The organism is Campylobacter concisus (assembly GCF_902460715.1).
In the GTDB taxonomy this organism is placed as follows: Bacteria; Campylobacterota; Campylobacteria; order Campylobacterales; family Campylobacteraceae; genus Campylobacter_A; species Campylobacter_A concisus_AK.
This window is the reverse complement of record NZ_CABPUX010000001.1, coordinates 732,222-757,143: the sequence shown is the minus strand read 5'-3', so window position 1 is coordinate 757,143 and position 24,922 is coordinate 732,222. Positions and strand designations below refer to the sequence as shown.

Genomic DNA, 24,922 nt, shown 5'->3' with positions numbered 1-24,922 from the left:
AGATGCTTTTCGTAAGATCTAGGGAATTACTTGTGTTTAAATATTTCGTTTTATTTGTGATTTAAATTCTAATTTAAATTTATATTCAAGGCCTACTAGATCAAGCTCTTTTTTATCTATATGCTTTTGAGTGTTGCCTGGGTCTTCACTGGAGTTTCTCTTGTAAATTCCAGCAATTCTATCCTCTTCATTCATGCTTAAAATACATAGTATATCGCATTTGCTGATGCGCGAAAGAGGATTGGCGCTTGCGTAGATCACAACCTTTACAAATGGCATGATAAATTTAAAAAATGGCCTTAGCTCGTCTCTTTGATCGCTCTTGATTTTTACCCTTGGGCGGATAAAAAAGAGATTTATGCTCATCACACCATCGTCTATGACAGCGATCTGATATGGTTTAAAGTCGCCAAAGCCTTTGCGTCTTAGCTCTTTACCAAGTGTGCTTTTGCCACTACCATGAAGTCCAGTAAGAGCGATAAGCACTCGTTTTTTTACTTTTAATATCTCTTTGCAAGCTGAATTTAGCGCTTCTAGCATTATTTATAGCCTCTATTCCTAAAATTTGAATATAAATTTCCTATTATTGGCATCGAATAGATAAAAAGCTTCTTTTTAACCCTAAAAACGTAGTCATCATCGTTTTTTGAGCTACTAGAGATATCTATACGTCTTATCTTAAATTTATCATCCCCAACGCAAAATCCACCATCTATCACGCTAAAAGCAAAGTCATAATACTCTTTAACTATCCTTTGCGAAAGCTCATTAAAATGCCCTTTTGGAAAGCAAAAGCCAAATTCTTTTTTTTCTGGAAATAGCTCTTTTATCTTGGCAAGTGAGCTAGAAAACTCCTCTCTTAACCTTGTCTCATCGTCACTTCTGCAAGAAAAGTGGCTCACTGTGTGACTATCAAACTCAAAAATACCGCTCTCTTGCATCTGCCTGATCTCATCTAAATTTAAAAAATACTCTATATCTTTATCGTAGTCGATATCTTTGTGTTTTTTAAACGTAAAATCGTAATCCTGCCTTTTAAAATCCTTGATCTTATCTGTTATCAAAAAGCAAACGGCTGGGATATTTAGCTCTTTTAAGATAGGAAATGCAAATTTATAATTGTCAAAATATCCATCATCAAAAGTTAGCAAAATGCTCTTTTTGCGAGCCTTTGCTCTGCCAGCCACGATATCTTTAAACTGGCCATAATTTATAAATTTATAACCCTCGTCAAGTGCCATAAGAAGCGCTTTTTTTAAAAGCTCTGGGCTTATAGCAAAGTCGTTTTTGTTATTGTTGCAGTGGTGAACTGTTAGTATGCAGACTGGACTATTCATAGGCTCTCCAATAATCTCTTGATATATCTTTTTAGAATTTGTGTGTCGTAATTCTCTTTGACAAAGATGCTGGCGTTTTCTGCGCATTGTTTGGCTAGATCGTCATCTTGTATGTACGCATTTATTTTCTTCGCCATATCTTGCGCGTCTAAAAATTTAGCACATTGACCCCTGTTATTTGCAAGCAAGTTATTCATAGGTGCAATATCAAAAGCGACTATTGGGCGAGATAGAGCCATAGCTTCTAGTAAAGCGGTAGGAAGGCCCTCTGTGTGAGAAGGAAACGCGTAATAATCTATACCTTTTACCACGTTTGCTATATCACTTCTAAAGTCAGTAAAGACTAATTTTTCTCGCATATCATCATCAAATATGCTTAAAATTTGTTCTTTTGTGTTTTTGTTGATATTTCCACCAAAAATGCCATATATATCGCTATTTTCTTGTATGAGAATTTTTAGTGCATTTGCAAATTCAAAGACCCCTTTTTGGCGGCTTAGCGAGGAAAACATACCTACTGTTATAGCTTGTTTTGGGATGCTAAATTCTTCTTTAAATGTTGATCGCGCCGCATTTAGAGCATCATAATCCACAAAGGTAGGCATGAAAAATATTTTTTCATCTTTTACGCCTATTTTTTGTAAAACTTTTGTTACGTTAGGACTTACGCTTATGATCTTATCAAATAGCATGGTGTGTAAAAATTTACTCAAAAAGCCTTTTATTGGGAATTCATTGTGCCTTTCTCGTATAAATTTAACACCTTTTTTCCTAGTAAAAATTTTTGATATAGCAGCTACCCAGCTGTCTGTGGAGCCATTTGATATGACCACATCTATATTTTCTTGCCATAAAATTTTACAAAGTATCGGCACAGTTTTGTGAAAATTTTTTTTGTTCATCTCACATTCAATAACCTTAAAATTTTCTTCTCGAGCACGTTTTAAAATTTCAGAATTTGGGTTGCAAAATAATATTACATTGTGACCCAGCTCTTGCGCTGATTGCATTTCGTTTATCACTTTATTTTGTTGTCCGCCCCAGTTATAAAGCGTCTCTGTATAAAGTATATTCATTATTGTGATCCTAACTTTTCTTTTATCTTTTCTTTTATCTTTGGCATTTCGTCGCTAAAATCCATCAGCGTTTTTTCTACATTATACTTCGTGATACCTTCTTTATCGCAAGGCACAAAGTCCCAGTCCTTTTGATAGACAATGTGCTTGCCCATACTTTGGATGCCATTTTGCGCTGTGTAGCCGTTTTGCATCAAGCCATTGTCCCACGGCCCCCATTCAAAAGCATTGCTTGGGCCAAAAAAGGCGATCACTGGCACGTCATTTGCAGCGGCTATATGCATGATAGCAGTATCGACGCCGATAAAGAGACTTGAGCGCTTTGAGAGGGCGATCGTTTGTTTTAAACTTAGCTTGCCACCTAAATTTATAGGCTCGCTTTTGCAAATTTTTAGCACGCTTGCAAGCTTATTTAGCTCATTTTCTTTGTTGTCGCTTGTTAGCACGACTTTTACGCCAAGCTCATTTTCGCAGTAGTCGATGAGCTCCGCCATACTCTCGTCGTTTGCGCATTTAAACATCCAGCGGCTTGTTAGATGCACATGCACAAAGCGTTTTGGTAAATTTAGATACTCCACGCTCTCGTCTGAAAAAACGCTCACTTTTTTACTAACCGGCTCAAATCCTAACGCTCTTAGTGCGTTTAAATTTAGATCAACCGTGTGAGAGAAATTTTCGTAGTATTTTGCCTTTACGCTTAAAAGCTTGTTTATCGCCTTATGCTTGCCTAAAAAGCCAACTATCTTTTTGATCTTGGCGTATTTTGAGATGATGACACCGCGGTCTCCAGTGGTCGTTTGCACCGCCATATCGTACTTCTCTTTTTTGATCGCTCTTATAAATTTTAGCTCGGTAATTAGCTTTTTAAAAAAGCCAGAATTTGCACTTTGCCTATCGTAAATGTGGATTTTGTTTATATAAGGATTGCCTTCTATCATCGCTTCTGTGCCTTTATTTAGGGCAAAGTCGATGGTTGCATCTGGATAGTAGTGGTGCAAATTTTCAATGAGCGGCGTTGTCAAAAGCACGTCGCCGATATTTCTAAATTTAATCACAAGTATTTTCATTTTATGTATTTCCAAAATGTGTACTGGGCGTAAAGTCTAGCGATAACGTAGCCAGCAAAGCCCTCTTTGAAGCCACCTTTTAGCACATAAAGCTTAAAAAATGTCCAAGTTGGGCTTGTAAGCGCCTTTAGCAAATTTCTTTTTGCGCCCATGCTTGAGTAACGATTTTGCTTGGCGATAAACTGCTCGATGCTCTCATACGCGTAGTGCAAGAAGTGATTTTTAAGCGCGCCAAGCCTTTGTGAGCCGTCATTTAAAACGACCTTTTCATGCACAGCTCTGCCATCAAATTTGGCAAAATTTTTGTTAAAAAGCCTCACCGTGTAGTCTGGATATAGCCCCATATTTTTTATCGCTTTGCCAAAGAAAAAATTTAACCTAGCAACATTGTAAGCCATAAATTTAGGCTCTTTTAGCGTGCTAATGATCTCATTTTTAAGCTCGTCTGTTATCACCTCGTCGCTATCAAGCACAAAGACCCACTCGTTTTTGGCTAGATCCACGCCCTTTTGCTTTTGCGCGCCAAATCCAAGCCAAGCTTGCTCGTGAAATTTCACGTTGCTAAAGCCATCACAAATTTGCCTTGTGTCATCTTTTGAGCCGCTATCAACCACGATGATCTCATCAGCAAATTTAGCGCTCTCTAGCACCTCTTTTAGGTATTTTTCGCTGTTAAAAGTCAAAATGACAACGCTTAGCATTTGTACTCATTTTCGTAAAATCTCTTAAACCTTTGGTGAAACCAAAAGTACTCTTCTGGTCTTGCTCTAACCATCTCTTCGCACGCACTGCACTGCATCTGCGTCGCTTTTTGCACGGCATATTCTTTATCAAACGTGCTTATGTCTATTGGCTGCTCAAAGCAAATTTCATTTAAATTTTCACCTTTTTGGTAGATAAATGCATTTATGATAATGGCATTTGTCTTTTGAGCTAGCACGCTTGCAGCTGGCGTATGAAGCACATCTTTGCCAAAAAACTGCACCTTTATGCCATCTTTTGGCGCTGTATTTTGATCGACTAAAATTCCTACTATTCGCCTAGCTTTTAGTGCTTTTAAGATATCTTTTGCGCCGCCATCTTTGTCGATGAGCTCCACGTCAAACTGCGCTCTGTTTGCTCTTAAAATTTTATCCATGACGCTGCTATCAAGCTTTCTGCCAAGCGCTGAAGAAGCTCCAAAGCGAGCTGCAACTGCTAGGCCAAATATCTCCCACTGCCCAAAATGCGCCGTTGTGACGATGATAGGCCTGCCAGACTTCATCGCATCAAGCAAAAAGTGCTCATTTTTAAAGACGACCTTTTCAAGTATCTTTTGCTTTGTCGTGTTTTGATTGAGGATGAAATTTATACCAAGATATTTTGCAAAGTTGTAGTAGCATTTTTTGGCGATCTCTAGCTTCTCTTCTTTAGTTTTTGTCTCGCCAAATGCAAGGTCTAAATTTGTCATTACTATGTGAAATCTCTTTTTTTTAAGCTTCATAAACGCAAATGCTAAAAATTTAGCAAGCAGGTTTTGAAGCGAGCTTGGCAATATAAATATAAGAAATTTCAAGGTATAAAAGCCAGCTAGATAGAGCCTATCCATTTAGCAGCCTTTTTGCGAAATTTGCAACCGTTTCAGGGTAAATTTCTCTTATGCAAAAGTCGTTTTTATCGATACTTCTAGCATCTATCTCCTTGCCCATATCAACAACTAAGTTTTTGTCTGTGATGTAAGCATTGCGGTGGCTTGGTCGGTTGCCAAAAAGCGTGATAGAAGGCCTATTTACAGCCCATGCAAGGTGCGTTAGACCGCTATCATTGCCAATTACTAGATCGCAGCTTGCGATGTAATCTATCATATCTTTTATGCTTAGTTTTTCAAGCAGTTTTGCAGATGTGCCCGAAATGATCGCCTCAGCCCTTGTTTTTTCGCTCTCACTCCCGTAGCAAAGGTAAATTTCACAATCATTAAGAAGTCTGATCACATCTTTAAATTTGTCATAAATTTTGCTCTCTTCGCTTGCAAAAGCAGCAATCAATACGCGTTTTTTGCCGCTTTCATTTTTAAATTTTTTGCAAATTTCAAAGCAGGGCGATTTTTTTAAAATTTCATCTCTGTTAAAGCCAAAATTTAGAGCATATCCAACAAGGCTTAGGTTTCTAACTATGATATTTTCGTTGTAGTCGATCTTAAATTTATGCCTATAAAGCCTGGCTGCAATCTTTTCTTTGACACTTTCTCTGCTAAAGCCGTAAATTTCTTTGCCAAGTAGTTTTGCGACGACGGCTGATTTAAAAAGCCCTTGCAAGTCGATGATTTTGTCAAATTTACCAAGCGTTTTTATGATCTTGTAGCTCTTTTTAAAGCTCTCTTTAAGCGGCAAAACGACTAGCTCGTTGATTAGGGGATGATCTTTTAAAAGGCTTGCAAAACGGGCATCAACGAGCCATGTGATGTGAGCATTTGGGCAGTGCTTTTTGATAAACTGAAGCACAATGGCTGCGTGCACGATGTCCCCAAGAGCGGAGAGCTTGACGATGGCTATTTTTAGCTGATTTTTATCTTGCATTGGCTACTTTAAATATAAATTTTTGGTATGATTTTAAAAAAAAATGCTTAAAAAAGGGCTAAAATGGCGAAAAGTTACATCTGCGTCTTTGACTGCGAGACGATACCTGATGCAAATTTGATAAGAAAAATTTACGGCATTGACGGAAGCGACGAAGATGTGAGCGTGCAGGCGATGGCATTGCAAAAAGAGGCCAGTGGTAGTGACTTTTTGCCTGTGATGTTTCATAGAGTGGTCGCGATCTCTGCGGTGATGGCCGATGAATATGGCAAATTTTTAAAAGTCAGCACGATGGAGGGCAAGGACGAGCGCGAGATCATCGCTAAATTTTTAAAATTTATAAATGATTACAACCCAAGGCTTGTTAGCTTTAATGGCCGCGGCTTTGACCTGCCGATGCTAATGGTACGTGCGATGCGCTACAACCTAAATGCAGCGGCTTATTACGAGAGCGAAAACAAAGAGCTAAACAAAAATAAATGGGAAAATTATAGAGCTAGATATTCGCCTAAATTTCACCTTGATCTGCTTGATTTTATAAGCGATTTTGGAAGTGTTAGAGGGCTAAAACTCGATACTCTTTGTGCTAGCTTAAATTTACCTGGCAAATACGACGTGCACGGCGATCAGGTGCTTGAGCTATACTATGCTGGCGAGCTTGATAAGATAAACGAATACTGCGAAAGTGACGTGCTTAACACCTACTGGCTATTTTTGAAATTTGAGCTTTTGCAGGCAAATATCTTGCAAGATGACTACATAAATCACCTAAATGTGATGAGTGAATTTCTAGCCAAAAACTGCGCTCACAGGGGATACACTGAGGTCTTTTGCTCTGCGATAAGCGACGAGCTAGAAAGAATTTCTGGCAAGCTAGACTACGAGATAAAGGTAGATAAAGAGGCTTTGGAATTTAGTGAATTTGATGAGGTAAGGCCGATTAGTAAAGAGGAGCTAAACCGCGATATGCTGGGCGGTCTACTTAAAAAAGCAAGCGATCTAAAGCCAAAAGAGCCAAAGAGCAAGACACTTTTTGAAGAGAAAGTGCCTGAGATAAATTTAGACGACGAATAAGCCAAAATGAAAGGAAAAATATGAAAATTTTAGTAACTGGAACAGCTGGATTTATAGGATTTCACCTTGCAAATGCCCTTGTGGCACGCGGAGATGAGGTTGTTGGATATGACGTGATAAATGACTATTACGACGTAAATTTAAAGCTTGCACGCCTAAAAACGGCTGGTTTTGACGTGAGCGAGATAGACTACGGCAAACTTATCACCTCAAAAACGCATCCAAATTTAAAATTTATAAAAGCAGACCTTGCTGATGAAAAGACGATGAAAGAGCTTTTTACTAAAGAGAAATTTGACGTAGTGGTAAATTTAGCCGCACAAGCTGGCGTTCGCTACTCGCTCATAAACCCAAAAGCCTACATCGATAGCAACATCATAGGCTTTATGAATATCCTCGAGTGCTGCCGCCACAATGAGATCAAAAACCTAGTCTATGCAAGCTCTAGCTCGGTTTATGGCTTAAATGAAAACATGCCATTTTCTACGCACGAAGCGGTCAATCACCCTATAAGCCTCTACGCAGCGACCAAAAAGAGCAACGAGATGATGGCGCACACTTATAGCCACCTATTTAACGTGCCAACGACTGGACTTCGCTTTTTTACGGTTTATGGACCGTGGGGACGCCCTGATATGGCGCTATTTTTGTTTGTTGATGCCGCGCTTAAAGATAAAACCATTGACGTCTTTAACTATGGCAAGATGAAGCGCGACTTTACATACGTGGACGACATCGTAAAGGGCATCATTAAATGCATAGATAACCCTGCTAAGTCAAATCCAAACTGGGACGCAAAGCACCCAGACCCTGCCACTTCAAAAGCGCCGTTTAAGGTCTATAATATCGGTAACAACAGCCCAGTTGAGCTCATGGACTACATCAAGGCAGTTGAGATAAAGATCGGCCGCGAGATCAAGAAAAATTTTCTCCCACTTCAAGCAGGCGACGTGCCAGCGACATTTGCTGATGTGAGCGATTTAGTGACTGACTTTGACTATAAGCCAAATACAAAGGTAAATGACGGCGTGGCTAAATTTGTCGAGTGGTATAGCGAGTTTTACGGCATAAAAATTTGAAATTTATAGCCATTTTCTTAGTATTTTGCCTTAGCTTTGCCTTTGGAGCAGGGCAGGGCAAGCTTGAGTTGCTACGCCTTAGCGAATTTAAAGATCAAAACGTCAGTGGCTGGTTAGCTAGCGAGAAGCTTGATGGCGTGCGTGCCTACTGGGACGGAGAGAATTTGCTCTCAAGGCAGGGCAAAAAGTTAAATGCACCGCTAAGTTTTACTAAAAATTTCCCCAAATTTGCACTTGATGGTGAGCTTTACGCAAAGGAGCTTAAATTTGAAGAGATTCAAGCAAGCGTGATGGATAAGCTGCCAGATGAAAAGGCGTGGAGCAGGCTTAAATTTCACGTTTTTGACGTGCCAGAGGCGAGCGGCGGACTACTTACCAGACTGGAAATTTTGGCTAAATTTCTAAAAAATAAACCAAATCAAAATTTGATCATCATAAAGCAGATAAAAATGCGTAATAACGCTCAATTTTTAAAATTTGCTGAAAGTATCATCGCAAAAGGCGGCGAGGGGGCAGTCGTGCGTGAGCCAAATGCGCCATACGAGCGAAAACGAAGCAAAAATGCGCTCAAATTTAAGAAATTTAAAGACGCCGAGTGTGAGGTTATCGCCGTAAATAAAGGCAGCGGCAAATACGCAAATTTTGCTGGCTCGCTTACCTGCAAGGCACTTGGTAGCAAAGATGATAAAGAAAAAGCTGGCGAGCCAAAAGAGGGCACTATCTTTAAAATAGGCTCAGGACTAAGTGACAAAAACCGTCAAGATCCCCCAAAGATAGGCTCTATCATCACATATAAATTTCAAAATTTAACCTCTAATGGCAAGCCAAGATTTCCAATATTTTTAAGGATTAGAGAGGATTAAATTTTGTCCGCGATCTCTTTTAACGCCCTAAAAGAGTCAAGCTGCGCCCTTTCATCAAAAATAAAGCTTTGAGCCATGATCTCATCGACTTCAAGTCTGTTTTGAAACTCTAAAATTTGCTCTTTAACGCTTTGCTTTGAGCCTATAAAAGAGCACGCCATCATCTCTTCCGTGACGCTTCTTTCTCTATTTTTTAGCTCTATTTGCCTAAAGTCGATCGGTCCAAAATGTGGAGCTTTGGCACCTGTTTTGTAAGACGCAGCAAATACTTCGTCGTTATCCTTTTTTGGTGGTTGCAAATACTCTTTTTCGCCAGTTACTATGTTTAAGAAAAACTGCGTTTGCGTAGTGGCTAAACTCTTTGCTAGCTCGTCACTTTGGGCTATTATCACATTTGCTCCTGCGATGACATAGGGTGCTTTTAAAAAGGGCGATGGTTTGAAATTTTGACGATAAATTTCTACCGCTTTTTCTAGCGCATGTGGTGCAAAGTGCGAGGCAAAGGCGTAAGGCAGGCCAAACTCAGCCGCCACGTATGCGCTATATATGCTTGATCCAAGTATATAAATAGGCGGAAATTTTTCAATTTTTGGATAGGCTTTTACGGCTCTTTTGGCGTTAAAATAGTCCATTAGCTCGTTTATCTGCATGTTAAATTCCATCTCTCTTGCGCCTCGTCTAAGCACCGCAGCTGTCTCTTGGTCAGTCCCTGGAGCTCTGCCTAGTCCAAGATCGACGCGGTTTGGATATAGAGTCTCAAGAGTGGCGTACTGCTCGGCGATAGAGTAGGGGCTGTGGTTTGGTAGCATCACGCCACCAGAGCCCACACGAAGGCTTTTTGTATGCTCTAAGATGTGCGCGATGATGAGCTGCGTGGCTGAGCTTGCTAAATTTTGCATGTTGTGATGCTCGGCAACCCAGTAGCGATTTATGCCGATATTCTCGGCAAATTTAGCCAGTCTGACGGCCGCATCTATGGCTTCTTTTGCGTCACCGCCTTGTTTTATCGGTAGTAAATTTAAGATTGAAACATTCATTTTTGTCCTTTTTTGTAGATGAGGGATTATAAAGATTAAATTTAAAATAGATTGTAAGTCTATTTTAAATTTATAAAGGCAAAGACCTATCCACGCAGCTTTCAAGCAAAATTTAAAAACTAACCTTGCTTTACTTTTGCTTTACTCTATTTTTGATAAAATTAACCACTTTTTTATGAAAGGCTTAAACTTGAAGATTTTAGTAACAGGTGGAGCTGGATATATCGGCAGCCACGTAGTAAAAGCACTTTTAAAGCAAGGCAAAGATGAGATAACCATCATCGACAATCTCTGCAAGGGCTCACAAAAAGCACTTGAGGCACTCCAAAAGATAGGAAATTTCAAATTTATAAACGCAAATTTAGAGGATGATCTAAGCGAAATTTTTGCAAATGGCAAATTTGATGCGATCATCCATTTTGCAGCGTTTATCGAGGTCTTTGAGAGCATGAGCGAGCCGCTAAAATACTATCTAAACAACACCGCAAACGTCGCAAGGGTGCTAAGATATGCAAAAACTTACAATGTAAATAAATTTATATTTAGCTCAACTGCCGCAGTTTATGGCGAGCCAGATGTGGCGGAGGTGAGCGAAACGACAGCTACAAATCCGATAAATCCATACGGCAGAAGCAAGCTAATGAGCGAGCAGATCATCAAAGACTACGCTACGTCAAATGAAAATTTCAAATTTGCGATTTTGCGCTATTTTAACGTCGCAGGCGCAGACGAGGAGGGGCTTATCGGTCAAAACTATCCAAACGCCACTCACCTTATCAAAGTAGCCGTTCAAACAGCACTTGGCAAGCGCGATAGCATGGGTATCTTTGGCGATGATTACGCGACAAAAGATGGCACATGCGTAAGAGACTACATCCACGTTAGCGACCTAGCAGACGCCCACATCAGCGCACTTGATTACATCAGTCAAAATGGTAGCGAAACTTTTAACGTGGGATATGGCAGGGGATTTAGCGTAAAAGAGGTAATCGAGACCGCAAAAAAAGTAAGTGGGGTAAATTTTAAGGTGCTAAATGCACCAAGAAGGGACGGCGACCCAGCTATCCTCATCTCAAACGCAAGCAAACTGCGCTCGCTAACAAGCTGGAAGCCAAAAAGAGACGATCTAGCGCTCATCATAAAAACCGCCCTTGAGTGGGAAAAGAGAATTTAGGGGAAAACATGAAAATAGCAGTAATTGGAACCGGATATGTTGGGTTAGTAAGTGGTGCATGCTTTGCGAAAATGGGCAACAGCGTCATCTGCATTGATGTCGATAGCAAAAAGATCGAGGCGCTAAAAAACGGCGTCGTGCCGATATATGAGCCTGGGCTTGCTGATATCGTGAGTGAGTGCTACAAAAATGGTTCGCTTAAATTTAGCACGCAGATAACCGAGGCGTTAGAGCATGCAGATGTGCTATTTATTGCAGTTGGCACGCCTATGGGTGCTGATGGGCAGGCGGATTTGAAATATGTCCTATCAGTTGCGAAATCTATCGGAGAAAATTTAAGCAAACCGCTAATTGTAGTCGATAAATCAACCGTTCCAGTAGGCACTGGAGCTAAGGTGCATGAGGTGATCGAGGCTGAGCTTAAAAAGAGAAATGTAGATGTTAAATTTGAAGTAGTCTCAAACCCAGAGTTTTTAAAAGAGGGCGCTGCGGTCGAGGACTTTTTAAAGCCAGATCGCGTAGTTATCGGAGCTAGCAGCGAGTGGGGCTTTAGCGTTATGAGAGAGCTTTATGAGCCATTTATGAAAAATCACGACAGACTCATTTGCATGGACGTAAAATCAGCCGAGATGACAAAATATGCTGCAAATTCGATGTTAGCAACCAAAATAAGCTTTATAAACGAGATAGCAAATATCTGCGAACGCGTGGGCGCTGATGTAAATTTAGTAAGAAAAGGCATCGGCAGCGACTCAAGGATCGGATATAGCTTTATCTATCCAGGCTGCGGATATGGCGGCAGCTGCTTTCCAAAAGACGTCGAGGCGCTCATCTATACAGCTAGACAAAATGGCTTTGAGCCAGAGCTTTTAAACGCGGTCGAATCAAGAAATAAGGCTCAAAAAAGAGTGCTTTTTGATAAAATTTATAACTTCTTTGGCGGCGATCTAAAGGGCAAGACGATCGCACTTTGGGGGCTTGCGTTTAAGCCAAATACCGATGATATGAGAGAGGCTAGTTCGCTAACTTTGATAAAGCTTTTAGACGAGGCTGGCGCAAAAGTGGTCGCTTACGATCCAAAAGCGAGCGAAGAAGCTAAAAAATATATGCCAAATTTAGATGTGAAATATGCTAAAAATAAGTATGACGCTCTTAATGGTGCCGATGCAATGGTGCTTGTGACTGAGTGGAGTGAGTTTAGATCGCCTGATTTTATGGAGATCAAAGAGAGGCTAAAAAACGCTGTCATATTTGACGGACGCAACCAGTATAACGCTAAAGCTTTGGCTGAGCATGGATTTAAGTATTTTCAAATAGGCGTCAAAGCGTGAAGCCAATTTTATCTCTCATAGCTTGTTTGCTACCTTTTGTGCTTTTTGCTAGCGAGGCTACAGGTAAAAGTGAAGCAAAGACGCAAAAACAGGTTTTTGAGCTGCCTGTCTCAAAGATGCCGAATGATTATTTTAAATATGAAGCTGCATTTTTTAAAGAGGTGCAAACGGATTGCGAATTTGCTATGCTAGAGGGCGGACATTTAGATAAAAAAGAGGATAAAAGCGGGGTTTATTATGAATTTAGCGCAGATGATGAACCGCTTAAGCCTTGCAACGGCAGAAATAAAAAGAGGCAAATTTATTATGAATTTACTCAAATTTTGCCTGGCATTAGCCCCATTAAGATAGTAACTCCGCAAGGCGTGGGCGCAGAGATAAGAATTTATGAACGTTTAAAAACAATAAAACCAAAAATTTTAAAAAGGAAAGAGAAATGAAAATAGCAGTAGTAGGACTTGGATATGTGGGACTTCCACTAGCAGCAGCTTTTAGTGAAAAGTACGAAGTAGTCGGCTTTGACGTAAATGCAAAACGTATAGAAGAGCTTAAAAGTGGCTATGATAGAACGCTTGAGCTTAGCAATGAGCAGATGAAAAAAGCGATCGATAATGGCATGAAATTTAGCTTAAATTTAGATGACATCAGAAGTTGCAACTTCTTCATCGTAACCGTCCCAACTCCGATAGATAAGAACAAACGCCCTGATCTAACTCCAGTGGTAAAAGCGACTGAGAGCGTGGCAAAGGTGCTTAAAAAAGGCGACATCGTTGTCTATGAAAGCACCGTTTATCCAGGCGTTACAGAAGAAATTTGCGTGCCACTTCTTGAAAAGAGTGGGCTTAAATTTAACAAAGACTTCTTCTGCGGCTACTCTCCAGAGCGCATAAACCCAGGTGATAAAGAACACACTGTTACAAAGATCAAAAAGATCACAAGTGGCTCAACTCCAGAGATCGCTGATAAGGTCGATGAAATTTACCGCTCGATCATCACAGCAGGCACTCACAAAGCCTCAAGCATCAAAGTAGCAGAGGCTGCAAAGGTCATCGAAAACACTCAGCGTGACATCAACATCGCCTTTATAAACGAGCTTGCGATGCTCTTTGAAAAGCTTCATATCAACACCATTGACGTGCTTGAGGCTGCAGGTACGAAGTGGAATTTCTTAAATTTCCGCCCAGGTCTAGTCGGTGGTCACTGCATCGGCGTAGATCCATACTACCTAACTCACAAAGCTCAAGAGGTAGGCTACAACCCTGAAATGATCCTAGCAGGTCGCCGCATCAACGATGATATGGGCAGATACGCAGCCGATCAAGTGATCAAACTAATGATAAGAAAAGGTGTGCTTATCAACAAAGCACGCGTGCTTGTTCTTGGTATGACATTTAAAGAAAACTGCCCAGATATAAGAAACTCTCGCGTTATAGACGTGGTTGATGAGCTAAAAGACTTTGGTTGCAAGGTCGATGTGACTGATCCTTGGGCTGATAGCGCTGAGGTAAAACACGAGTACGGCTTTGATCTAGTAAAAGAGTATAACCTAGACGACTATGACTGCATCGTGATCGCAGTAGCTCACAATGAATTTAAAAAGCTCAACCTAAAAGGCCACTTGGTTTATGATATAAAAAATATCTACCCAGAGGCTGACGCTAGGCTGTAAGGAATTTAGTGCACAAAGTAAGCGTAAATTGTAAAATTTTACTTATCTTTCTAGCTGCTTATCTGTTTGGATTTGCAGCTAGGATGCTTTGGGTATTGTGGGCAAAGGATATGCCAGAGTTTTACTTTAATGGCGAATTTATGCTTACGACAAATGACGCATACTATTACGCAGAGGGCGCTAGAGATATGCTTGCTGGCTTTCATCAGCAAAATGACTTTAGCCCCTTTAATCACTCAATCTCAACCATAGTTTTTTATATTTGCAAAATTTTACCTTTCAAGATCGAAAGCGTGATGTTTTATATGAGCGCGCTTTTAGCACCCCTTATCGCGCTTCCAGTTATCTTGATATCAAATGAGTTTAAAGCCCTAAAAGCTGGGGCCGTGGCGGCATTTATGAGCGTTATCTTGCCAGGCTATCTTGTAAGAACGTCACTTGGTTACTTTGATAGCGATATGCTAAATGTAACGTTTGCGCTTTTTATCATCTATCTTTTGATCAGACTTTTAAATGCAAATGAACAAAAATTTATCGTTTTGCCTGGAGTTTTTGTATCGCTTTATCTTTGGTGGTATCAAAGCTCTTATGCTCTTATTTTAAGCATCATTTTTATCTTTTTTATCTACACGCTTGCTTTTATGCGAAAGAAGATAGAAAACTACCAAGCGATATTTTTTATGTTTATAAGCATCGTTAGTTTTAATATTTTTTCAAAAGATCCACTCATCGCAAATAAAATTTTGATTTTAAATTTAGTGGTCATTGCTTCATTTTACGTCATTTTTTGCAAATATAAAAAACTATTTTCACCTAGAAATTTAAGAATTTTTCTAGCTATTATGCTAGCTATTTTTATCTATTTTGGCGGTTTTGATTTTATTGTCTCAAAGATTGGCAGTTACGTTTTAAAAAGCAGTTCAGAGGTTGCAAGTAAATTTCACTTTATAAGCGAATACACGCTAATTGACGAGGTAAAAAGCGCTAGCCCTTTATACTTTGTCTATTTCATGGCTGGAAACATCCTTATTTTGCTAGCTGCAGTGATTGGATATCTGGCGCTTTGCTTTAAATTTCGTCCATTTTTACTTAGCTTGCCACTGCTTGGACTTGGTGCTTTATCGCTATTTGGCGGAGTTAGATTTGCTATGTATATAACGCCACTTGTTGCACTTGGTTTTGGATATTTCTTACACTTTTTTTTAAATTTATTTGACCTTAGAAATTCTCTTAAAAATTTATCCTTTTTTATCTTTTCAGCTGCTGCACTTGATCCAAATTTAGAGATCGCTTACTCTTATAGACCGCATACTTTGATCACGCACGATGAGGCAATGGCGCTTGATCAGTTAAAAAAGGCTGCTAAGCGCGATGACTACGTGCTTTCATGGTGGGATTATGGATATGCGGTAAGATACTTTGCTGATGTTAAGACACTAAATGATCCTGGCAGGCAAGGTGGCGAGAACAGCTATTTTGTTAGCCTTGTATTAAGAAAAGATGAGGCAACCTCAGCCAAGCTAGCTAGAGTAGTGAGCGAGTATAGCGACATCTCGTTTGAGAAAAAGAGTAGAGCGCTAGAAGAAATTTTAAAAGATCACAACACAAGCGATCTAAACACCTTTTTAGGTCAGCTTGAAAGCACAAATTTCACTCTGCCAGCGGCAAAAAAAGAGGTTTTTTACTATCTTGTGCCAGACATGATAGATATCGCTCCAAACATCTTTAGGTATAGCTACATCGACGTTATGAGTGGCGAGCGGCCAAAAGAGGAGTTTTTTTACTACATTAGCCCTATAAATAGCGTTAGTGAAGCGGGCATAGACCTTGGAAATGGCTATATTTTGCCGCTAAAAGAGCCAAAATTTATCACACAAAATGGCGAAAAAGTGGCGGTAAAGTCCTTTTATAAGATAAAAGGCTCTGGCAAAGAGCTGCAAATAGACGAGAAAACTATCGACGAAAAGGCGAAAATCTCTGTTTTGTTTTTAGAGGACTACGCTCGCGTGGTTTTAGTTGATGAAAATGCCTTAAATTCAGCCCTTGTGCAGCTTTTTATATTTGAGCGAGCCAATGAGCGATACTTTGAGCCATTTATCATCTCAAGTGGCGTAAAAATTTACAGGTTAAAAGTCTAATGCTAATCAATCTAATAAGCTCGATCGTCGTTTTTGTCGTATCAATGGGCATAAATTTCTTTCTTACGCCATTTATCTTAAAAAGCCTTGGCAACGAGGCATTTGGCTTTGTGGGGCTTAGCAACGCCATAGTTAGCTACGCAGCGGTCGTAAGTGTAGCCATAAACTCGGTAAGCGGGCGCTTTGTCGCTCATGCGTGGCACAAAAAAGATCTAAGCCTTGCAAACACCTACTACTCATCAGTCCTTGTTGTAAATATCTTTTTTTGCGCCGTTGTCGTGGTACTTAGCTCCATTTTCATACTAAATTTGCAAAGCTTTTTAAATGTCCCTGAAAATTTACTCTTTGATGTGAGAATGACCCTTGTTTTTTACTTTATAAATTTCTGCGTTGGGCTATTTAACGGCGTTTTGACGGTTTGTGCTTTTGTGACAAACAAGCTCTACCTACTCTCCATCAGAAACGCCATCTCAAGCGCGATCCTAGCAGCCCTCATCGTGGCGCTCTTTTTCTTTTTTAAGCCATTTATCTCATACATCGCCATTTCAGCGCTAGTTGCTAGCCTTTTTGTCTTTTTTAGCACCATTTTTATGTCAGCTCGCATCACGCCAGAGCTAAAATTTAGCCTTAGTAAATTTGACTTTTCTAAGATCAAAGAGCTTCTAAGCTCTGGTATTTGGAACAGCTTTAATGCGCTAAATCGCATACTTTTAACGGGCATGGACCTATTTATCTGCAACATTTTCGTAAATGCAAATGCCACTGGCCTTCTTTCTGTAGCCAAGGCCGCTCCTATCATACTTGAGAGCTTTGTAGCGCAGCTTAGCGGTATCTTTGCGCCAAAATTTGTCGAGCTTTACTCTAAAAATTTGATCACGGACCTCATAAACGAGGCTAAATTTTCGATGAAGGTGATCGCCTTTGTGATGAGCGCTCCGGCCGCATTTTTCGTCGTTTTTGGGCTGGATTTCTACACGCTTTGGCTACCTTTTAAAAGTGCTGACGAGGTCAAATTTATCTATAACGTCTCGATGATCACGCTAGTGCCGATCGTCTTTATAAGCTTTGTTTTTTCGCTTTTTAACCTTGATAGCGCAACAAACAAGCTTCGCCGACCAGCCATTGCCAACACTATCCTTGGCGTTAGCACGATCATAGCGCAGATCGCACTGCTTAAATTTAGTGACTACGGCGTTTATGGTATCGTCATCGTCGCAGCCGTTTTTTACAGCATAAGAATTCTTGGCTTTGACCTTATAAATGCTGCTTTAAATTTAGAGGTGAAGCTCACCACGTTTTACGGAGTTTATTTTAAAAATTTAGCCGTTTTTGCGCTCTGCATGCTCGCGATGTTTGCCTGCAAGGACTTTGTGAGCTTAGATAACTGGCTAAAATTTGCTATCTTTGCTGCGATATACGCCAGCGCAGCTTATATTTTGGGATATTTTTTGTTTTTTAATGCCTTCGAGCGAGGCATAGTCTGGCGTAAAATTTTAAAAAAATTTAAAAGGTCTTAAATGGATGAAATTTATCTGATCTCTTTGGCAAAAGATACCAAAAGGCGCGAGCTTTTGCAGCAGAAATTTGGCTCTTATGATAGCTTTAAGCTAATAGACGCAGTTGATGGCAGGGAGCTAAACGCGAGGGAGTACTATAAGATCATTTCGCCATCATTTAAAGCTTACGGCAAGGTTTTAAGCCCAGCAGAGGTTGGCTGCTCGCTCTCGCACATGAAAGCTTATGAGGCATTTTTGGCAAGTGAAGCGAAATTTGCCCTCATCTTTGAAGATGACGTGATAGGAGATGACAATGCCATAAAAGAGGCCTTTTTAGCAGCTAGCAAGATGCCTGAAAACAGCGTGCTGATATGTGGCATGCAAGATGGGCTGGAGGGTAGGTTTAGCGCCTTTGGCAAAAAGGTGGATACTAGCCTAAGTAAGCCACTTTGGCAGGTCTCAAAGCACTCATTTTCAAGCATTTATAGAGCAGGGGCTTATGTGCTAACTAAAAAAAGTGCTAAGAATTTGCTTGAAATTCACAAACGTGCGCTTTGCACGACCGATGTTTGGGACTATTTGCTTGGCGTTAATGATATGCAGATGTATTTTTGCGATCTTTTTGCACACCCAACAGATCTTAGTGGCTCAAACATCGAGGGCGAGCGCCTTGAGAGGGGATATAGCGCAAATTTAAAGGCTTACATAAAAACAATTAAATTTATACTTTTTTCACGTCTTGAAAAGCTTCAAGGCTATGAGAGAATTTTTAAAAGGGGCTAAATGAGTGAGCCATTAATCAGCGTCGTAACAGCGACATACAAGCGTCCAGAGCTTTTAAAAAAGGCCATAAAAAGCGCTCTAGCTCAAAGCTATAAAAACCTAGAGATAGTTGTAACGGACGACGGCGATGACGAGAGTGCGAGAGAAATTTGTAAGAGTTTTAACGATGCTAGGATCAAATTTGTAAAAAACAGCGCTCACAAAAAGAGCCCAAATGGCAACAAAAATAACGGCTTTGATAACGCAACAGGCGAGTTTGTCTGCTTGCTTGACGATGACGATGAGCTTTTGCCAGAGGCGATTGCTGTGTGCTATGAAATTTTAAAAAGTAGCGAGTATTCGTGCGTTTTTGCAGACGCGATCTGCGAGAAAGATGGCGTGATGACCGAGATGATAGCTGGTAGAAGCCCATATAGCAAGAGTGGGGCGATGAGCAAGGTTGATTATCACTGCGGGCGGATAAATGGCGAGTATTTTAAACTTTTTTCGCGTGAATTTATAGACGGCTTTAGATTTGATGAGAGCAGTTTTGGCGGCGAAAATGAGCTTTATATCCGCTTTTTTGAAAAAAATGTCTTTTATCTTAAAAAGCCACTTTACATCTACCGTATCGCAAGAAGCGATAGTGTGACGCTAAATGCTGGCAAACACGCGTTAAACGTGGCAAACGCCTACATAAAAACAGCAAATTTGCACTACGACATCGCTATAAAAAATGAGCCAAAATTTCTAGCTATGCAGTATAAAAACGCCGCTTACTACGCCAAAATAGCAGGCGAATATGGCCTTATGCTAAGGTGTATCTTTAAGAGTCTTAGCATTAAATTTAGTAAAGAAGCGTTTATTTTTTTGCTACTTAGCCCGCTACCAAGTGGCATTTTACCGGCACTCTCAAAGCTTAGAGTAAAGATAAAACAAAGGTTTGGCGTATGAAGGTTTTATTTGTCACATCAACGCTTAGAAGTGGCGGTGCGGAGAGAGTTTGCGCGGTGATCGCATCAAGATTTAGCATGGATCATGATGTAAGCCTTGTTAAATTTGACAAAGATGAGCCATTTTACGAGCTGGCAAGTGGCGTGAAGCTCATAAATTTGGGCGTTGGGGCTGATGAGCTTGGCTTGGTTGGAAATTTAAAAAAGAGAGTTTTAAAGGTGCTTGCCTTAAGGGCGCTCATAAAAGAGGGCAAATTTGATGCTGTTATATCATTTTTAGACGCCGTAAATACCTTGGTGCTCTTTAGCTCAGCTGGGCTAAAAACGCCTATTATCATAAGCGAGCACACAAACTATCTTGCGCCAAAAAGAGCCATTTTTAAGGTGCTAAGACGCCTTAGCTATCCATTTGCAAACGCACTTAGTGTCTTAAGCGACGAGGATCTTGGCTACTACTCGAAATTTTGCAAAAATGTGATGAAAATTTACAACCCGCTCTTTGAAGAGATACGCAGTGAGAGCTTTACTAAAGAAAATTTGATCATATTTGTTGGCAGGCTAAATAAGATAAAAAACTGCGAAATGTTTGTAAGAGTGGCTGCAAGCTTAAAGCAAAGCGGCTATAAATTTGTTGTCGCTGGAGATGGCGGCGAGAGGTCAAATTTAGAAAATTTAGCTAAAAATTTGGGTGCAGAGGTGGAGTTTTTAGGAAATGTAAGCTACATCGCCTCTCTTTATGAAAGGGCAAAGGTGCTGCTATCTTGCTCAAATTTCGAGGGTCTTGGAAACACATTGATAGAGGCGATAAACTATGACTGCGTGCGGGTTGCGACAAAAACTAGCGGGGCAAAAGAGCTTATAAAAGATGGTTTTGATGGCTTGCTTTGTGAGATAAATGACGCTGGGCATATGAGCGAAAAGCTTGCAAATTTGCTGCAAAATGAGGCTAAAATGGGCGAATTTGCTAAAAACGCAAGAGCTAGACTTGATGAGTTTAGCGTGGAGCAAATTTATAAAAAATGGCTGGAGCTTTTAAGACTTGGAGGTGTGAAGTGAAAATTCTTTTTGTCATCGCTGCACTTAGAAATGGTGGGGCCGAGCGCGTGCTAAACGTGCTTGCAAATGAGCTTTGCAAAGACAATGAGATCACTATCGCCCTGCTTGAAGAGGATCTTGGACTTTATAAATTTAGTGAAAAGACAAAGATCATAAACCTTAATGTGAGTGGCTCTGGGCTGGCTTTAAAATTTAAAAAAATCCTCGCTCTTAGAGCGCTTTTTAAGGAGCAAAAAGCTGATCTCATAATTAGCTTTATCGACTGGACAAACGTCGCTTGCGTGCTGGCAAATTTGGGGCTAAAGAGCAAACTAATAGCAACCGAGCACCACGAGCATAGCTACTTAAAAAGTAAAGTCGCAAGCGCTATGCGTGACTTTTCGTATAAATTTGTAGATGGTTTAAGCGTGCTAAGTAAAAGCGACTACGACTACTATAAATTTGCCAAAAATCGCGAGGTCATACATAATCCACTTTTTATCGACGTGCCTGAAAATTGCGAGAAGCAAAACGTCATCTTAAGCGTGGCAAGGCTGGAGGCGGTAAAGGGCTATGATATCTATTTTGAGGCGCTTAGCAAGGTGGATAAGGGCTTGCTTGATGGCTGGGAGATAAAGATCGCAGGCAGTGGCAGACAGGAAGTGCAGCTAAAAGAGATGGCTTTAAATTTAGGGCTTAATGTCAAATTTCTAGGTCATATGAGCGACGTTGCAAAGCTTTACAGCGAGGCAAAAATTTTTACTCTTTGCTCAAGAAGCGAGGGGCTTTCAAACGTGTTAATCGAATCAGGCGCATTTGGCTGCGCTAGGCTAAGTAGCGACACTGTGGGCGCAAGAGAGCTTATAAATGACGGCACAGACGGGCTTATCTTTAAAAACGGCGACGCAAATGATCTAAAAGAGAAGCTTGAGATGCTTTTAAAAGATGAAAATTTAAGGCAAAAACTAGCAAAAAACGCCAGCGAAAGTGCAAATTTATTTAGCAAAGAAAATATCATCAAGCAGTGGCGAGAATTTATAAAAAAGGTTGTTAGCAAGTGAAAAAATTAGCCGTTTTTTTATACTCGATGGGGCCTGGCGGGGCTGAGCGAAATGTGGCAAATTTACTGCCATTTTTGATCAAACGTTATGAAGTTCATCTCATCTTAATGAGCAAGGTCATCGCTTACGAGATCCCAAGTGAGGTGCAAATCCACTTTATAGAAAATAGCGATCCTTACGAGAGCGGGCTAAAGAAGCTTGCAAGGCTCTTTTTAGCGATGCCAATGCTTGCCTTTAAATATAAAAATCTTTGCCAAAATTTAGGCATCGACACGCAGTTTGTGCTGATGAACCGTCCATGCTACATCGCTGGGGTTGCTAGGATTTTAGGGCTAAAGGCTAGGCTGGTTATCAGCGAGCGAAGCTGCCCGTCGATCTTATATAAAAACGATCTAAGCGGCAGGGTTAATAAATTTTTACTCACTCATCTTTATAAAAAGGCTGATCTAATCCTCGCAAATGCAGCTGGCAACAAAGATGATCTGGTGCGAAATTTTGGTATGAGCGAGGCAAAAACAAAGGTGCTTTATAACGCCCTTGATCTAAAAACTATAAATTTGCTAAAAGATGAGCCGCTTGAGAGCGACTTTAAGCCATTTTTCATAAACATAGGCCGCCTTGATAGCGGTAAAAATCAAGCCATGCTAATAAAAATAATCGCCTCTATTAGCGACCCTCGCGCTACGCTTGGCATCCTTGGCAAAGGGCCTTTAAAGGACGAGCTTCAAAATTTGATAGATAAATTTGGCGTGGGCGAGCGAGTAAAGCTTCTTGGCACTGATAAAAACCCTTTTAGGCACATAAAAAACGCCTCTTGCTTGCTTTGTGCTTCGCGTTTTGAGGGCTTTTCAAATGTCCTGCTTGAGGCACTTGCATGCGAAAAAACTATCATCTCAACTGAGCACAAGAGCGGTGCAAAGGAGCTTTTGGGTGAGAGCGAGTTTGGCATCTTAGTGCCTGTCGATGACGAAAATGCGATGAAAGAGGCGATGATAAAAGTGCTTAACGAGCCAAAGATAAGGCAAAATTTTGAAAATGTTGCGTATAATCGGGCTAAATTTTTTGATAGTGAAAATATAGCGAGCGAGCTTATAAATTTTTTGGAAAATCCTAATGAATAGAAATTTGTTTTTTAAAAATTACTCTTTATACCTTATGATATTTGTCGCGGTCCTTTTTGGCATGGTTTGTAGGCTTTACTGGGTCTTTTGGGCGAGCGAATATCCAGTCTTTTTTTGGAACAACGAGCTGATGATCAGCACAAACGACGGCTATGCATTTGCCGAGGGTGCAAGGGATATGCTAGCTGGCTTTCATCAAGAAAACGACCTTAGCTACTACGGCTATCCGCTCTCGACACTTACTTACTGGATCGTGAAATTTCTAGGCATCAAACTTGAGACGGCGATGATTTATATGAGCGTATTTTTCTCATCGCTTGTGGCTGTGCCTGTTGTCTTGATCGCAAATGAATACAAAGCAAAAATGGCTGGCTTCATCGCTGCACTTCTTGCAGTGATCGCAAATAGCTACTACAACCGCACTATGGCAGGTTACTACGACACTGATATGCTCATCATTCCACTTAGCGTTTTTGTCGTTTGGGGGCTTGTTAGAGTGCTTGAGAAAAAGGACGCAAAGAGCCTGATAATAGCACCTTTAAGCGTGCTTATCTATATGTGGTGGTATATGAGCGCCTTTTCGCTTATTAGCATTTTAACTGGGCTATTTTTGCTTTACACGCTTATTTTTGATAGGAAAAATCCACTTTTTTACCTTGAAATTTCGCTGCTTTTACTTGCTATCTCAAACCTTGATCTAACTCTTAAATTTATCGTTGTTATCGTTATTTATGCACTTTGCCTACTTAAAAAAGAGGTGATAAATTTAAAATTTGTTCTTAGCGTTTTGGCGGTTATATTTATCGTCTTTGTCGTCCGTGGCGGGCTAAATCCGATAATCTTTCAACTTAAATTTTACGTCTTTAGAGATGCGCCTGAAGTTGGCGGCATGAGCTTTCACTTTTTTAATGTCAATCAAACTATCCAAGAGTCAAGCGTCGTTGATTTTACGCTATTTTGCGAGAGGATCAGCGCAAATGTCATCACATTTTTGATCTCGCTTGCAGGCGTCGCTTTGTTTTGCTACAAGCACCGCTCATTTGCCGTTTCGCTTGGCATGCTCGCACTTGGCTTTTTGGCATTTAAAAGCGGTCTTAGATTTACCATTTACGCTGTGCCTGTAATGGCGCTTGGTTTTGGCTATTTATTAGAGTTTGTGCTTGCAAATTTAAAGCTAAAAGAGGCCGTTTTAAATCTCATAAGAGCGTTCATAGCGGCTTTAGTGCTTGCTCCAGCGCTCATTCACATCTATGGCTACAAGGCTGAGCCAGTCTTTGTAAATAAAGAGGTTGAAATTTTAAACAAGCTAAAAGGCATCGCAGGACGCGAGGACTACGTGGTTGCGTGGTGGGACTATGGATATCCGATTAGATATTACAGCGATGTTAAGACGCTAATTGACGGCGGAAAGCACCTCGGACGTGAAAATTTTGCCGTGAGCTTTGCTCTTGGAAGCGATGAGATGAGCTCGGCAAATATGGCAAGGCTCGATGTAGAATACACTGAGCGAAATTTCAAAGAGCACTTTAATGGCAACTTGGCTCAAATTTTAAAAGATAGAGATTTAAGTGTTGATCAGTTTTTTAGCGAGATAAAAGAGGCAAATTTTAGCCTGCCAGCAAAGAGCAGAGAGATATATTATTACCTGCCAGATAGGATGCTTAGTATTTTCCCAACCATTTTGCAGTTTAGTAAGATCGATCTAAAAAGCGGTAAAAATTTAAACAACGGACTTTTTGTCACCACAAGAGCGATCTCGCAAAGCGAAAAGGGCATTAGGCTAAGTGGTGGATTTACACTAACAAGCGATGTCACAAGTTTGATCTATGATGGCAAGGTCTTACCGTTAAGATCTTTCATAGAGACCGACTACAACGAGGCTGGCAAGCTAAATGTAAAAGAGTATAAAAATAACGAAATGTCAAACATTTCTGTCATTTATATGAGGGATTATGGCAGATTCATCATCCTTGATGAGAGCATTTTAAATAGCGCCTACATACAGCTTTTCGTGCTTGAAAGATACGATCCAAATGTCTTTGAGCCAGTCATACTTGACGGGGCGGCAAAAGTTTATAAACTAAAGAGGTAGAG

General features: G+C 40.4%; 23 protein-coding genes. 15 read left to right on the top strand and 8 right to left on the bottom strand.

Annotated features, from left to right (window positions below):
- Positions 1 to 36: 36 nt before the first annotated feature.
- From F3G91_RS03725 to waaC, 7 genes are read right to left on the bottom strand one after another with little or no spacing between them, the layout of a single operon-like run.
- Positions 37 to 540 carry a hypothetical protein gene (locus F3G91_RS03725; RefSeq protein WP_149700734.1) on the bottom strand — a complete coding sequence of 168 codons (504 nt, stop codon included), beginning with the start codon at positions 538 to 540 and terminating at the stop codon, positions 37 to 39.
- Positions 540 to 1,337: a polysaccharide deacetylase family protein gene (locus tag F3G91_RS03720; RefSeq protein WP_149700733.1), complete on the bottom strand. Its 798-nt coding sequence runs from the start codon at positions 1,335 to 1,337 to the stop codon at positions 540 to 542. The genes F3G91_RS03725 and F3G91_RS03720 overlap by 1 nt, the downstream gene beginning before the upstream one ends.
- Positions 1,334 to 2,413 (bottom strand): glycosyltransferase family 4 protein, encoded by a 1,080-nt coding sequence (locus F3G91_RS03715; RefSeq protein ID WP_149700732.1) that lies wholly within the window; start codon positions 2,411 to 2,413, stop codon positions 1,334 to 1,336. The genes F3G91_RS03720 and F3G91_RS03715 overlap by 4 nt, the downstream gene beginning before the upstream one ends.
- Positions 2,413 to 3,480 carry a putative lipopolysaccharide heptosyltransferase III gene (gene rfaQ, locus F3G91_RS03710; protein WP_149700731.1) on the bottom strand — a complete coding sequence of 356 codons (1,068 nt, stop codon included), beginning with the start codon at positions 3,478 to 3,480 and terminating at the stop codon, positions 2,413 to 2,415. The genes F3G91_RS03715 and rfaQ overlap by 1 nt, the downstream gene beginning before the upstream one ends.
- Positions 3,477 to 4,181, bottom strand: coding sequence for a glycosyltransferase family 2 protein (locus F3G91_RS03705; protein ID WP_149700730.1), 705 nt, complete (start codon positions 4,179 to 4,181; stop codon positions 3,477 to 3,479). Before F3G91_RS03705 ends, rfaQ begins: the two co-directional genes overlap by 4 nt.
- Entirely contained in the window at positions 4,175 to 5,068 is an 894-nt protein-coding gene (locus F3G91_RS03700; RefSeq protein WP_149700729.1) for a lipid A biosynthesis lauroyl acyltransferase, read from the bottom strand. The genes F3G91_RS03705 and F3G91_RS03700 overlap by 7 nt, the downstream gene beginning before the upstream one ends.
- Entirely contained in the window at positions 5,061 to 6,035 is a 975-nt protein-coding gene (gene waaC / locus F3G91_RS03695; RefSeq protein WP_149700728.1) for a lipopolysaccharide heptosyltransferase I, read from the bottom strand. The genes F3G91_RS03700 and waaC overlap by 8 nt, the downstream gene beginning before the upstream one ends.
- 63 nt (positions 6,036 to 6,098) lie before the next feature.
- Here waaC and F3G91_RS03690 point away from each other — a divergent pair, with 63 nt between their 5' ends.
- Genes F3G91_RS03690 through F3G91_RS03680 form a run of 3 tightly spaced genes read left to right on the top strand, consistent with a single transcriptional unit; the run spans position 6,099 to position 9,051 of the window.
- Entirely contained in the window at positions 6,099 to 7,109 is a 1,011-nt protein-coding gene (locus F3G91_RS03690) for a 3'-5' exonuclease (RefSeq protein ID WP_149700727.1), read from the top strand.
- A gap of 20 nt (positions 7,110 to 7,129) precedes the next feature.
- The gene (locus tag F3G91_RS03685; RefSeq protein ID WP_149700726.1) at positions 7,130 to 8,188 is read left to right on the top strand and encodes an NAD-dependent epimerase; all 1,059 of its coding nucleotides are present in this window, start codon (positions 7,130 to 7,132) and stop codon (positions 8,186 to 8,188) included.
- Positions 8,185 to 9,051 (top strand): DNA ligase, encoded by an 867-nt coding sequence (locus F3G91_RS03680; RefSeq protein WP_149700725.1) that lies wholly within the window; start codon positions 8,185 to 8,187, stop codon positions 9,049 to 9,051. The genes F3G91_RS03685 and F3G91_RS03680 overlap by 4 nt, the downstream gene beginning before the upstream one ends.
- On the opposite strand, the gene F3G91_RS03675 is transcribed toward F3G91_RS03680, so the two are convergent.
- Positions 9,048 to 10,088 (bottom strand): LLM class flavin-dependent oxidoreductase, encoded by a 1,041-nt coding sequence (locus tag F3G91_RS03675; RefSeq protein ID WP_149700724.1) that lies wholly within the window; start codon positions 10,086 to 10,088, stop codon positions 9,048 to 9,050. The genes F3G91_RS03680 and F3G91_RS03675 overlap by 4 nt on opposite strands.
- Positions 10,089 to 10,278: 190 nt before the next feature.
- Between F3G91_RS03675 and galE the strand changes: the two genes are divergently transcribed.
- The 12 genes from galE to F3G91_RS03615 are packed head-to-tail and all read left to right on the top strand — an operon-like array spanning position 10,279 to position 24,920.
- Entirely contained in the window at positions 10,279 to 11,262 is a 984-nt protein-coding gene (gene galE, locus F3G91_RS03670) for a UDP-glucose 4-epimerase GalE (protein ID WP_149700723.1), read from the top strand.
- Between the two features lie 8 nt (positions 11,263 to 11,270).
- Entirely contained in the window at positions 11,271 to 12,593 is a 1,323-nt protein-coding gene (locus F3G91_RS03665) for a UDP-glucose dehydrogenase family protein (protein WP_149700722.1), read from the top strand.
- Entirely contained in the window at positions 12,590 to 13,033 is a 444-nt protein-coding gene (locus F3G91_RS03660) for an ecotin (protein WP_149700721.1), read from the top strand. Before F3G91_RS03665 ends, F3G91_RS03660 begins: the two co-directional genes overlap by 4 nt.
- Entirely contained in the window at positions 13,030 to 14,262 is a 1,233-nt protein-coding gene (locus F3G91_RS03655; protein WP_002939912.1) for a nucleotide sugar dehydrogenase, read from the top strand. The genes F3G91_RS03660 and F3G91_RS03655 overlap by 4 nt, the downstream gene beginning before the upstream one ends.
- Positions 14,263 to 14,270: 8 nt before the next feature.
- Positions 14,271 to 16,400 (top strand): STT3 domain-containing protein, encoded by a 2,130-nt coding sequence (locus F3G91_RS03650; protein ID WP_149700720.1) that lies wholly within the window; start codon positions 14,271 to 14,273, stop codon positions 16,398 to 16,400.
- Positions 16,400 to 17,917: an MATE family efflux transporter gene (locus F3G91_RS03645; RefSeq protein WP_149700719.1), complete on the top strand. Its 1,518-nt coding sequence runs from the start codon at positions 16,400 to 16,402 to the stop codon at positions 17,915 to 17,917. The genes F3G91_RS03650 and F3G91_RS03645 overlap by 1 nt, the downstream gene beginning before the upstream one ends.
- On the top strand, positions 17,918 to 18,679 hold the full coding sequence (locus tag F3G91_RS03640; protein ID WP_149700718.1) for a glycosyltransferase family 25 protein: 762 nt from the start codon (positions 17,918 to 17,920) through the stop codon (positions 18,677 to 18,679).
- Positions 18,680 to 19,612, top strand: a complete 933-nt coding sequence (locus F3G91_RS03635) for a glycosyltransferase family 2 protein (RefSeq protein ID WP_149700717.1) — start codon at positions 18,680 to 18,682, stop codon at positions 19,610 to 19,612. It abuts the gene before it with no gap.
- Positions 19,609 to 20,667 carry a glycosyltransferase gene (locus F3G91_RS03630; RefSeq protein ID WP_149700716.1) on the top strand — a complete coding sequence of 353 codons (1,059 nt, stop codon included), beginning with the start codon at positions 19,609 to 19,611 and terminating at the stop codon, positions 20,665 to 20,667. Before F3G91_RS03635 ends, F3G91_RS03630 begins: the two co-directional genes overlap by 4 nt.
- On the top strand, positions 20,664 to 21,707 hold the full coding sequence (locus tag F3G91_RS03625; RefSeq protein WP_149700715.1) for a glycosyltransferase: 1,044 nt from the start codon (positions 20,664 to 20,666) through the stop codon (positions 21,705 to 21,707). The genes F3G91_RS03630 and F3G91_RS03625 overlap by 4 nt, the downstream gene beginning before the upstream one ends.
- The gene (gene pglJ, locus F3G91_RS03620) at positions 21,704 to 22,828 is read left to right on the top strand and encodes an N-acetylgalactosamine-N,N'-diacetylbacillosaminyl-diphospho-undecaprenol 4-alpha-N-acetylgalactosaminyltransferase (RefSeq protein WP_149700714.1); all 1,125 of its coding nucleotides are present in this window, start codon (positions 21,704 to 21,706) and stop codon (positions 22,826 to 22,828) included. The genes F3G91_RS03625 and pglJ overlap by 4 nt, the downstream gene beginning before the upstream one ends.
- Positions 22,821 to 24,920 carry an STT3 domain-containing protein gene (locus F3G91_RS03615; protein ID WP_149700713.1) on the top strand — a complete coding sequence of 700 codons (2,100 nt, stop codon included), beginning with the start codon at positions 22,821 to 22,823 and terminating at the stop codon, positions 24,918 to 24,920. Before pglJ ends, F3G91_RS03615 begins: the two co-directional genes overlap by 8 nt.
- Positions 24,921 to 24,922: the final 2 nt, after the last annotated feature.

Bases quoted from the DNA above. Each gene is read 5' to 3' on its own strand.
- waaC (WP_149700728.1), bottom strand. From the start codon at position 6,035: ATGCAAGATAAAAATCAGCTAAAAATAGCCATCGTCAAGCTCTCCGCT.
- F3G91_RS03635 (WP_149700717.1), top strand. From the start codon at position 18,680: ATGAGTGAGCCATTAATCAGCGTCGTAACAGCGACATACAAGCGTCCA.
- F3G91_RS03725 (WP_149700734.1), bottom strand. From the start codon at position 540: ATGCTAGAAGCGCTAAATTCAGCTTGCAAAGAGATATTAAAAGTAAAA.
- F3G91_RS03700 (WP_149700729.1), bottom strand. From the start codon at position 5,068: ATGGATAGGCTCTATCTAGCTGGCTTTTATACCTTGAAATTTCTTATA.
- F3G91_RS03690 (WP_149700727.1), top strand. From the start codon at position 6,099: ATGGCGAAAAGTTACATCTGCGTCTTTGACTGCGAGACGATACCTGAT.
- F3G91_RS03685 (WP_149700726.1), top strand. From the start codon at position 7,130: ATGAAAATTTTAGTAACTGGAACAGCTGGATTTATAGGATTTCACCTT.
- F3G91_RS03720 (WP_149700733.1), bottom strand. From the start codon at position 1,337: ATGAATAGTCCAGTCTGCATACTAACAGTTCACCACTGCAACAATAAC.
- F3G91_RS03705 (WP_149700730.1), bottom strand. From the start codon at position 4,181: ATGCTAAGCGTTGTCATTTTGACTTTTAACAGCGAAAAATACCTAAAA.
- F3G91_RS03640 (WP_149700718.1), top strand. From the start codon at position 17,918: ATGGATGAAATTTATCTGATCTCTTTGGCAAAAGATACCAAAAGGCGC.
- F3G91_RS03675 (WP_149700724.1), bottom strand. From the start codon at position 10,088: ATGAATGTTTCAATCTTAAATTTACTACCGATAAAACAAGGCGGTGAC.
- F3G91_RS03715 (WP_149700732.1), bottom strand. From the start codon at position 2,413: ATGAATATACTTTATACAGAGACGCTTTATAACTGGGGCGGACAACAA.
- F3G91_RS03615 (WP_149700713.1), top strand. From the start codon at position 22,821: ATGAATAGAAATTTGTTTTTTAAAAATTACTCTTTATACCTTATGATA.
- F3G91_RS03665 (WP_149700722.1), top strand. From the start codon at position 11,271: ATGAAAATAGCAGTAATTGGAACCGGATATGTTGGGTTAGTAAGTGGT.
- F3G91_RS03655 (WP_002939912.1), top strand. From the start codon at position 13,030: ATGAAAATAGCAGTAGTAGGACTTGGATATGTGGGACTTCCACTAGCA.
- F3G91_RS03645 (WP_149700719.1), top strand. From the start codon at position 16,400: ATGCTAATCAATCTAATAAGCTCGATCGTCGTTTTTGTCGTATCAATG.
- rfaQ (WP_149700731.1), bottom strand. From the start codon at position 3,480: ATGAAAATACTTGTGATTAAATTTAGAAATATCGGCGACGTGCTTTTG.
- F3G91_RS03630 (WP_149700716.1), top strand. From the start codon at position 19,609: ATGAAGGTTTTATTTGTCACATCAACGCTTAGAAGTGGCGGTGCGGAG.